The 11,525-nt window shown below is 68.9% G+C and carries 2 protein-coding genes; both read left to right on the plus strand.

The annotated features are described in order from the left end of the window. Window positions 1-7: 7 nt before the first annotated feature. The gene (locus tag BM013_RS38960) at window positions 8-6,490 is read left to right on the plus strand and encodes a non-ribosomal peptide synthetase (protein WP_093135828.1); all 6,483 of its coding nucleotides are present in this window, start codon (window positions 8-10) and stop codon (window positions 6,488-6,490) included. Then, a partial coding sequence (locus BM013_RS38965; RefSeq protein WP_143098494.1) for a non-ribosomal peptide synthetase occupies window positions 6,490-11,525 on the plus strand: 5,036 nt, incomplete at its 3' end. The genes BM013_RS38960 and BM013_RS38965, both read left to right, overlap by 1 nt.

Below are 11,525 nucleotides of genomic sequence, written 5' to 3' on the forward strand. Positions count from 1 at the left end.
ACCCCTCATGCCCGAAATCCACGACATCTCCGAGCGCCGCGCCAACCTGAGCGCGGACCAGCGTGCCAAGCTGAAGGAGCGGTTGCGCGGCGCGAGCACCGGCATGCAGCAGGCCGGCACGAGCGCCATTCCTCCGCGCCCGCACCGCGACCGCGCGCCGCTGTCCCATGCGCAGCGCCGGCAGTGGTTCCTGTGGAAGCTGGACCCGGCCCGCACGGCGTATCACCTGAGCGGCGGCCTGGTGCTCGCCGGCCCGCTCGACACCGATGCCCTGCGCGCGGGCATGCAGGCGCTGGTCGACCGCCACGAGTCGCTGCGCACCGTGTTCCGCGAGGCGGGCGACGGCGAGGCCGAGCAGGTCATCCAGGAGGCCGTGGAGATCGAGTTGCCTTGCGTGGACCTGTGCATGCTCGACACGGCGGCGCGCGAAGCGGCGGTCGAGCGCGAGGTGCAGCGCATTCGCACCGAGCCCTTCGACCTCACGCGCGGCCCGTTGATGCGCGCGGTGCTGCTGAAGACCGAGGCGCAGGCGCACCGGTTGCTGGTGGTGATGCACCACATCGTGTCGGACGGCTGGTCGGTGCAGCTCACGCTCGACGAACTGGCTGCGCTGTACGCCGCGCGCGTGAGCGGCCAGGCCGCGGCGCTGCCCGCATTGCCTGTGCAGTACGCCGACTACACCGTGTGGCAGAACCAGTGGCTCGACGGCGGCGAGGGCGAACGCCAGCTCGCCTGGTGGCGCGAGCACCTGGGCACCGGGCAACCGGTGATCTCGCTGCACACCGACCGCCCGCGCAACGCCGACGGCCGCTACGGGTCGGCGCGCGTCACCGTCGCCTTGCCCGCCGGCACGCTCGCCCGGCTGCGCCAGCAGGCCCAGGGGCAGGGCGCGACGCTGTTCATGGCGCTGCTCGCGGGCTTCAATGCCTTGCTGTTCCGCCACACCGGCCAGAGCGATGCGCGCGTGGGCGTGCCCATTGCCAACCGCAATCGCGCGGACACGGCGGGCGTGGTGGGCTTCTTCGTCAACACGCAGGTGCTGCGCTCGCAGATCGGCGCGCGGACCACGCTGGCGCAACTGCTGGTGCAGACCCGCGACACCGCCATCGGCGCGCAGACCCACCAGGACCTGCCGTTCGAGCAACTGGTCGGCGCACTGCGGCCCGAGCGCAGCCTGAGCGCGAACCCGCTGTTCCAGGTGATGTTCAACCACGTGCGGCGCGACCATCGCTCGCTGGCCGAATGGCCGGGCGTGTCGGTCGAGCGGCTGGACTTCGAGGAAGAAGACGCGCAGTTCGAGCTGACGCTGCAGACGCTGGAGTTCGAGGACGGGCGGGTCGAGGCGACCTTCCTGTATGCGGACGAGCTGTTCGACCGTGAGACGGTCGAGCGGATGGCGGGGCACTATGTGGCGGTGCTGGAGGCGCTGGCTGGGCAGCCTGAGCTGGCGGTGGGCGATGTGGCGCTGGTGGGTGCTGCTGAACGCGCGAACCTGGTGGCGTGGACAGAGAACACGCGCCGGCACGAAGGCTCTCAGCCTGTGCATCGGCAGATCGAGGCGCATGCGAAGTCGAAGCCCCTGGCGCCCGCGCTGGTCTTCGGTGGCGAAGCGCTGAGCTACTCGGACCTCAATGCGCGTGCGAACAAGCTGGCGCATCGCCTGATCGCCTTGGGCGTCCGGCAGGACACGCTGGTCGGCATCTGCGTGGAGCGCTCCACCGAAATGATGGTGGGCATCCTCGCGGTGCTGAAGGCGGGCGGTGCCTACGTGCCGCTCGATCCCGAATACCCCGCAGACCGCCTCTCGTACATGGTCGAGGACAGCGGCATCTCGCTGCTGCTCACGCAAAGCCATCTGCGGTCGCTGATCCCTGGCGCCGATTCGCTTCAGGTGCTGGAGCTCGACACACTCGATACTTCTTCAGAGCTTGAGTCCGATCCGCAGGTCCCCCTGCACGGCGAACACCTCGCCTACGTCATCTACACCTCCGGCTCCACCGGCCGCCCCAAGGGCGCTGCGATCCGCCATGCGGCGCTCTTCAGCTGCATGGCCTGGATGCAGGATTTCTACACACTTGCAGGTGCCGATACGGTCTTGCACAAGGCCCCGTTCGGCTTCGACGTGTCGGTATGGGAGATGTTCTGGCCATTGACTTCCGGCGCCCGGCTGGTCATTGCCAACCCCGGCGATCACCGCGACCCGGTGCGTCTGGTCGAACTGATCCAGAAGCACCAGATCACGACACTGAACTTCGTGCCCTCGATGCTGCAGGCCTTCCTGGCGTATGAGGGCATCGAGGCGACGACCAAGCTCAAGCACATCATCTGCGGCGGCGAAGCGATGCCTGCTGCCACGCAGAAGGAAGCGCTTCAACGCTTGAGCGGTGCCACGCTGCAGAACCTGTACGGCCCGACCGAAACCACCATCCACGTCACCCAGTGGACGTGCCGGGATGACGGCAGCACGCAGGTGCCGATCGGCCGGCCGATCAGCGACACCCAGGCCTATGTGCTGGACGAGAGCCTGAACGAAGTACCGGTCGGTGTGGCGGGCGAGCTGTACCTGGGCGGCATCAACCTCGCTCGTGGTTATCTGAAGCGCGCTGGCCTGACCGCCGAGCGCTTCATCGCAACGAACGACGGCCAGCGCCTGTACCGCACAGGCGACCTCGTGCGCTGGAGCAACCAAGGCCAGCTCGAGTACCTGGGCCGCATTGACCACCAAGTGAAGGTGCGCGGCTTCCGCATCGAGCTGGGCGAGATCGAGGCGCAGTTGCAGGCGCAACCCGAAGTGCGCGAAGCCGTCGTCGTCGCGAACGAAGGCCCCGCAGGCGCTCGGCTCGTGGGCTACGTGTCCGGCCAGGGCATCGACACCGCGGTGCTGCGCGAGCGCCTCGGCGAAGCATTGCCCGACTACATGGTCCCCAGCGTGCTGATGGCGCTCGATGCATTGCCGCTGAACGCCAACGGCAAGGTCGACCGCAAGGCGCTGCCAGCTCCGGAGTTCACCAGCGGCAAGGCGTATGAAGCGCCCGAAGGTGAAGTCGAACAGGCCCTCGCAGCGATCTGGCGCGACGTGCTGGGCGTGGCCCAGGTCGGCCGCCATGACAATTTCTTCGAGCTCGGCGGCGATTCCATCCTGAGCCTCAAGGTGACCGCGCGCGCGGCCAGGGCCGGCGTGCCGCTGAGCCCCCGCCAGGTGTTCGAGCACCAGAGCCTGTCGCGCATCGCGCGCGCCGTGCAGGGCGGCGCGGCTTCGGACGCACCGGCGATCCCGCCGCTGACGCCGGCGCAGCGTGCCGGCACGCTGGCGCTGTCCCACGCGCAGATGCGCCAGTGGTTCCTGTGGCAGCTCGACCCGCAGAGCACGGCGTACCACATCAGCGGTGCGCTGAAGCTGGTGGGCAAGCTCGACACGCAGGCCGTGCGCGCCAGCTTCGACGCGCTGGTGCAGCGCCACGAGTCGCTGCGCACCGTGTTCCGTACCGATGCACAGGGCCTGGCCGCGCAACGGGTTCGCGGCGCCGCGCCACTCGACATCGCGTTGGTCGATTTTTCAGCGCTGCCCGATGCGCGGCAACGCGAAGCGCGCAGCAGCGAAGAGGCCCTGCGCCTGAGCCACACGCCCTTCGACCTGGGGGAAGGCCCGCTGCTGCGCGCCGGCCTGATCCGCCTTGCAGATGAAGAGCACATGCTCGTCGTGGTGATGCACCACATCGTGTCCGACGGCTGGTCGATGCAGATCGTGGTCGATGAATTCGTGGCGCAGTACAGCGCGCGCGTGCAGGGCACGGCGGCTTCGTTGCCGCCACTGCCGATCCAGTACGCCGACTACGCCGCATGGCAGCGCGACTGGCTGGAGGCCGGCGAGCGCGAGCGCCAGCTCGCGTACTGGACGCAGCACCTCGGCACCGGTCAGCCCGCGCTGCAACTTCCCACCGACCGTGCACGCAACGCGGACGGCCGCTACAGCGCGGTGCGGCACGGCTTCGAGCTGCCGAGCGATCTGGTTCGCAAGCTGCACAAGCGCTTGCAGGCCCAGGGCGCAACGCTGTTCATGGGCCTGCTTGCAGGCTTCCAGGTGCTGCTGAACCGCTACACCGGCGAGCCGGACGTGCGCGTGGGTGTGCCCATTGCCAACCGGCACCGGGCCGAGACCGAAGGCGTGATCGGCTTCTTAGTCAACACGCAGGTGCTGCGCAGCGTGCTCGATGCGCGCGAAAGCCTGTCGCAGGTGCTGGCCCGCGCGAAAGATGCCGCCCTGGGCGCGCAAGCCCATCAGGACCTGCCTTTCGAGCAATTGGTGGAAGCACTGCAGCCCGAGCGCGTGCTGGGTGCGAACCCGCTGTTCCAGGTGCTGTTCAACCACCAGCGTGGCGACGCCGGTGCGCTGCAAGGCATGCCCGGCCTCTCGCTGACCGAGTGCGACCTGGGTGCGCAGGCGGCGCAGTTCGAACTCACGCTGGAAACCACCGAAGACGCCGATGGCCGCGTGCACGCCAACCTGCGCTACGCGTCGGAGCTGTTCGAACCGCAGACCATGGCGCGCATGGCGGGTCATTACCTGGCAGTGCTGAATGCGCTGGCCGACCATCCCGGGCAGACGGTGGGCGACGTGGCGTTGCTCGGCGAGGCCGAGCGCGCGCAACTGGCGTCGTGGGGCGCGCGCAGGCGGTCGGCCGAGGCCAGCGAGCCGATCCATCGGCTGATCGAACGGCAGGTGCGTGAACGCCCCGAGGCTCCGGCCCTGGCGCTCGGCGACCAGGCCCTGAGCTACGGCGAACTCAACGCACAGGCGAACCGCCTGGCGCATCGCCTGATCGCTCTGGGCGTGAAGCCCGAGACCAAGGTGGGCATCGCGGTGGAACGCTCCCTCGAGATGGTGGTGGGCATCCTCGCCATCCTCAAGGCGGGAGGCGCCTACGTGCCGCTGGACCCGGAGTACCCGGTCGATCGCCTGGCCTACATGGTCGAGGACAGCGGCATCGCCTTGCTGCTCACGCAGAGCCACCTGCAGGTGCCGGGCACCGAGGGGCTGCAGGTACTTGCACTGGACACGCTCGACCTGTCCGCTGAGCCAGACACCGACCCCGATCTCGACCTGCACGGCGAGAACCTCGCCTACGTGATCTACACCTCGGGCTCCACCGGGCGCCCCAAGGGCGCACAGCTGTGCCACCGCAACGTGAGCCGCCTGCTCGACGCCACCGATGCGTGGTTCCACTTCGGTCCGGGAGACGTGTGGACGATGTTCCACTCCTACGCCTTCGATTTCTCCGTGTGGGAGATCTTCGGCGCGCTGTGCACCGGCGGCAAGCTGGTGGTCGTGCCGTTCTGGGTCAGCCGCTCGCCGGAGGACTTCCTGCAGCTGCTGCGCAACGAGCGCGTCACGGTGCTCAACCAGACGCCCTCGGCCTTCGGCCAACTGGCCAGCCTTCCGCAGACCAACGAAGGTGACTTGGCATTGCGCACGGTGATCTTCGGCGGCGAAGCGCTCGACCCGCAGCGCCTGCGCGGTTGGATCGAACACCACGGCGACGACAGCCCACAGTTGATCAACATGTACGGCATCACTGAGACCACGGTGCATGTGACCTACCGGCGCATCACCGCGGCGGACCTGGGCCGGTCGCGCAGCCCCGTGGGCATTGCGATTCCCGACCTGGGCCTGCAGGTGCTCGACGGCCAGCTGAACCCCGCGCCGCTGGGCGTGGCGGGCGAGCTGTATGTCTCGGGCGCCGGGCTGGCGCGCGGTTACCTGAACCGGCAGGGCCTGACGGCCGAGCGCTTCATCGCGGGCGAAGGCGGTGAGCGGCTCTACCGCACGGGCGACCTGGTGAAGTGGAACAACGAAGGCCAGCTGGAGTACCTGGGGCGCATCGACCACCAGGTGAAGGTACGGGGCTTCCGCATCGAGCTCGGAGAAATCGAAGCACAACTGCTGGCACAACCAGAAGTGCGAGAGGCGGTGGTGATCGCCAACGAGGGCCCGACGGGCACGCGGCTCGTGGGCTACGTGTCAGGGAACGACATCGACACAAACGCACTGCGCGAACGCCTCGGCGAAGCACTGCCCGACTACATGGTGCCGACCGTGCTGGTGGTGCTCGATGCCCTGCCGCTGAACACCAACGGCAAGGTGGACCGCAAGGCGCTGCCGGCGCCGGAGTTCTCGGCGGGCAACGCATACGAAGCGCCGCAGGGAGAGACGGAAGAGAAGCTGGCCGCGATCTGGGCGGAGGTGCTGGGTGTGCAGCGTGTGGGCCGCAACGACAACTTCTTCGAACTCGGCGGCCACTCGCTGCTGTCCGCGCGGCTCGTGGCGCGCCTGCATGCCGCCATGCACAGCGAACTCACGATCCGCGACGTCTTCCAGCACCCGGCCCTGGCCGCCATGGCCGCCCGGATCGCCGAGGGCCTGCGGGGCAGTCCCGTGGACCAGGCCCTTTCAGAAATCGATTCGCTGATCGACAGCATGGAGACCGTTTGATGGAAAGCACCGCAACCCGTCGCATCGCCGAGCGCTTCTCCCGGTTGTCGACCGAGCAGCGCCGCGTGGTGTACGAGGGGATTCGTTCCAAGGGCCTGACGCTCGACCAGTTTCCCATCCTGCCGCGCGAAGACGCCGCGCAGGACCGCTGCCATGTGTCCTATGCGCAGCTGCGCCAGTGGTTCCTGTGGCAGCTGGACCCGCAGAGCACGGCGTACCACATCAGCGGTGCGCTCCGGCTCGTGGGCGCGCTCGACGTGGAGGCCGTGCGCGCGAGCTTCGCCGCGCTGGTGCGGCGCCACGCGTCGCTGCGGACGGTCTTTCGCGCCGTGGCCGACGGGTTGGTGGAGCAGGTGATCCGCGAGGCCGCCGAACCCGATTTCTCGTTGATCGACCTCAGCGGTGTGGCCTCGCTGCCTGAGCGGGAGGCCCTTGCGCAGCGGGAGAGCCGGCGCCTGAGCGAGACCCTGTTCGACCTTGGCGAGGGCCCGCTGCTGCGAACCGGCCTGATCCGGCTGTCGGCCGAGACGCATGTGCTGGTGGTCGTCATGCACCACATCGTGTCCGACGGCGGGTCGATGCAGATCATCGTGGACGAGTTCGTGGCGCAGTACCGCGCGCAGGTGCAGGGCACCGACCCGGCGCTGGAACCCTTGCCGGTCCAGTATGCGGACTACGCCGTCTGGCAGCGCAACTGGCTCGAGGCGGGCGAGCGCGAGCGGCAGTTGGCGTACTGGAAGGCGCATCTCGGCGCCGAGCAGCCGGTGCTGCAGCTGCCGGTCGATCATGTGCGCGCACCGGGTGCGCGCCACCGCGCACGCTTGCACGGCACCGAGCTGCCCAAGGCGTTGGTGCAGGCCTTGCAGAGGCGGGCGCAGGACGAGAACGCGACCCTGTTCATGGTGCTGCTGGCGGGCTTCCAGGCGCTGCTGGCGCGCTACAGCGGCCAGCAGGACATCCGCATCGGCGTGCCGATCGCCAACCGCCATCGGCTGGAGACCGAAGGCGTGGTGGGTTTCTTCGTCAACACGCAGGTGCTGCGCGGCGTCGTGCAGCACCGTTCGAGCCTCGCGCAGGTGCTGGCACAGGCGAGGGAAGCGGCGCTGGGCGCGCAGACCCACCAGGACCTGCCGTTCGAGCAGCTGGTGGAGGCGCTGCAGCCCGAGCGCAGCCTTGGCGCCAACCCGCTGTTCCAGGTGATGTTCAACCACCAGCGCGGCGGTTTCGCCGGGCTGGAGGCGCTGCAGGGCCTGGCGCTGACACCTTACGACCTCGGCGAGCAGGCGGCCCAGTTCGACCTGATGCTGATCGCCGACGAAGGACCGGACGGCCGGGTGCATGCGAACTTCAGCTGCGCGGCGGAGCTGTTCGAGCCATCGACCATCGAACGCATGGCGCAGCACTACCAGGCGGTGCTGCAGGCCTTCGCGGACCGGCCCGAGCAGGCGGTCAGCGAAGTGGAGCTTCTGGGCGAGGCCGAGCGCGCGCAGCTGCGGCAGTGGAGCGTGAACGGGCAGCGCCACGCGGGTGAGCAGCCGGTGCACCGGCTGATCGAGCAGCAGGTGCTTGAACGCCCCGAGGCCCCCGCGCTCGCGTTCGGCGAACAGACGCTGAGCTACGGCGAACTCAACGCACGGGCCAACCGCCTGGCGCACCGCCTGATCGCTCTGGGCGTGAAGCCCGAGAGCAAGGTGGGCATCGCGTTGGAACGTTCCGTCGAGATGGTGGTGGGCATCCTCGCGATCCTCAAGGCCGGCGGCGCGTATGTGCCGCTTGACCCGGAGTATCCGGCCGACCGCCTGGCCTACATGGTCGATGACAGCGGCATCGCCTTGCTGCTCACGCAAAGTCACCTGCAGGTGCCGGGCACCGAGGCGTTGGAAGTTCTGGCACTCGACACGCTCGACCTGTCCGCAGAGCCCGACACCAACCCCGAACTCGACCTGCACGGCGAGCACCTCGCCTACGTGATCTACACCTCGGGCTCCACCGGGCGCCCCAAGGGCACGGCGAACCGCCACCTTGCGCTGTACAACCGCTTGGCCTGGATGCAGGACGCCTACCGCCTCGACGGCTCGGATGCGGTGCTGCAGAAGACCCCGTTCAGCTTCGACGTCTCGGTGTGGGAGTTCTTCTGGCCGTTGATGCATGGCGCAAGGCTGGTGGTGGCCAAGCCCGGCGACCACCGCGACCCCGAAGTGCTGTCGGCGCTGATCCAGCGCCACGGGATCACGACGCTGCACTTCGTGCCGTCGATGCTGCAGGCGTTCCTCGCGCACGACGGCGTGGAGGCCTGCACGAGCCTCACGCGCATCGTGTGCAGCGGAGAGGCGCTGCCGGCCGAGGCGCAGAACGCGGTGTTCCGGCGGCTGCCGGGCGCCGCGCTCTACAACCTGTACGGCCCGACGGAAGCGGCGATCGACGTGACGCACTGGACGTGCCGCGACGACGACCGCACGCAGGTGCCGATCGGCCGGCCGATCAGCGGGATCCAGACCCATGTGCTCGATGCGGCGCTGAACGAGGTGCCGGTGGGGGTGGCCGGCGAGCTGTACCTGGGCGGTGTGGGCTTGGCGCGTGGCTACCTGGGGCGTGGTGGGCTGACCTCGGAACGGTTCGTGGCGGATCCGCTCGGCTGCGACGGTGGCCGTCTGTATCGCACGGGCGACCTGGTGAAGTGGAACCACGAAGGCCAGATGGAATACCTGGGTCGCATCGACCATCAGGTGAAGGTGCGGGGCTTCCGCATCGAGCTCGGAGAGATCGAGGCGCAGCTGCTGGCGCAGCCCGAAGTTCGAGAGGCCGTGGTGGTCGCCAACGAAGGACCATCCGGCACGCGACTTGTGGGCTACGTGTCCGGCCAAGACGTCGATACCGCAGTGCTGCGCGAACGCTTGGGCCAATCACTGCCGGACTACATGGTTCCTTCCGTGCTGGTGGTGCTCGATGCCTTGCCGCTGAACACCAACGGCAAGGTGGACCGCAAGGCGCTGCCGGCGCCGGAGTTCTCGGCGGGCAATGCATACGAAGCGCCACAGGGGGAGACAGAAGAGAAGCTGGCCGGTATCTGGGCCGAGGTGCTGGGCGTGCAGCGCGTCGGCCGCAACGACGACTTCTTCGAACTCGGCGGCCACTCGCTGCTCGCACTCGGCCTGCTGGAGCGCATGCGCGCGGCGGGCTGGGTGGCGCCGGTGCGCACGCTGTTCCAGCAGCCCAGGCTGGCCGCGTTCGTGCAGGCCATGTCGCAGGCCGCCGCCCGCCCCGAGGTCGAGGTGCCGGCCAACGGCATCCCCGCCGGTGGCTGCGAGGCGATCACGCCGCAGATGCTCACGCTGGTGACGCTGGACGCGCAGCAGATCGCAACCGTCGCGGCCGGAGTGCCGGGCGGCGCGGCCAACATCCAGGACATCTACCCGCTGGTGCCGATGCAGGAGGGCATGCTGTTCCATCACCTGCTGCAGACCGAGGGCGATGCGTACGTGACGCTGAACAGCCTGAGCTTCGACAGCCGGGATCGTCTGGAGCGGTTCGTCGCGAGCTTCAACGAGGTGATTGCACGGCACGACATCCTGCGCACGGCGGTGCTGTGGGAGGGGCTGCCCGAGCCGGTGCAGGTGGTGTACCTGCATGCCGTGCTCCAGCTGCAGTGGCTGGCGAGCGCACAGCAGCTCGACGCCACGGTCGACCCGAGGCACTACCGCATCGATGTGCGCCGCGCGCCGATGCTCGGTGCCATCGCCGCCCCTGACGCTGCCACCGGCAAATGGCTGCTGCAGTTGCCGAACCATCACCTGGTGGTGGACCACACCACGATCGAACGCATCGTCGAGGAGATCGCGCTGATCCAGCAGGGCCGCGCGGACGCACTGGCGGCACCGGTGGCGTTCAGGCACTTCGTGGCGCAGGCGCGGCTGGGCGTGAGCCAGGCGGAGCACGAGACGTTCTTCCGGCAGATGCTGGGCGACGTGCAGGAACCCACGGCACCCTTCAACCTGCTCGATGTGCAGGGCGACGGCAGCCGTGTGAAGGAGGCCCGGCGCCTGGTGGACACCGGGCTTGCCAGCCAGGCCAGACGCCAGGCGCAGCGCCACGGCGTGAGCGCGGCGACGCTGTTCCACCTGGCCTGGGCGCTGGTGGTGGGCAAGGCCACGGGCAAGGACGACGTGGTGTTCGGCACCGTGCTGTTCGGCCGCATGCAAGGCGGCGCGGACGCCGGCCGGGCGCTGGGCATGTTCATCAACACGCTGCCGCTGCGCGTGCGGCTGGGTGCGCAGGACGTGGTGCAGTGCCTGCGCCGGACGCACGCCGCGCTCAGCGACCTGATGCACCACGAGTACGCCAGCTTGCCGCTCGCGCTGCGTTGCAGCGGGCTGTCGGAGCGAACGCCGCTTTTCACGTCCTTGCTGAACTACCGCTACAGCGTGCAGCCCAAGGCGGGTGAGCAGGACCAGGACTGGCAGGGCATGGAAATGCTGGCCCGCAGGGAGCGCACCAACTACCCGTTCGACATGTCGGTGGACGACCTGGGCGAGGGCTTCGAGCTGGTGGCGCAGGTTCACGAGGCCGTCGACGCGCAGCGCGTCTGCAGCCTGATGCTCGCCGCGCTCGAAGCCGTCGTGCAGGCACTGGCAGCGCCGCCAGGGCGGCTGGCGTGCCAGCTCGAGGTGGTGCCCGAGGCCGAGCGCGCGCAACTGGCGTTGTGGGGCGCACGCAGGCGGTCGGTTGAAGCCAGCGAGCCGATCCATCGCTTGATCGAACGGCAGGTGCGTGAACGCCCCGACGCTCCGGCCCTGGCGTTCGGCGACCAGGCCCTGAGCTACGGCGAACTCAACGCACAGGCGAACCGCCTGGCGCACCGACTGATCGATCTGGGCGTGAAGCCCGAGACCAAGGTCGGCATCGCGGTGGAACGCTCCCTCGAGATGGTCGTGGGCATCCTGGCGATCCTCAAGGCCGGGGGCGCGTATGTGCCGCTGGACCCGGAGTACCCGGCCGACCGCCTGGCCTACATGGTCGAGGACAGCGGCATCGCCTT

The organism is Variovorax sp. OK605, from assembly GCF_900115445.1.
GTDB lineage: Bacteria > Pseudomonadota > Gammaproteobacteria > Burkholderiales > Burkholderiaceae_C > Variovorax.

What these genes read in the sequence shown, in the direction of transcription:
- BM013_RS38960 (WP_093135828.1), top strand. Translation starts at nt 8, where the DNA reads ATGCCCGAAATCCACGACATCTCCGAGCGCCGCGCCAACCTGAGCGCG.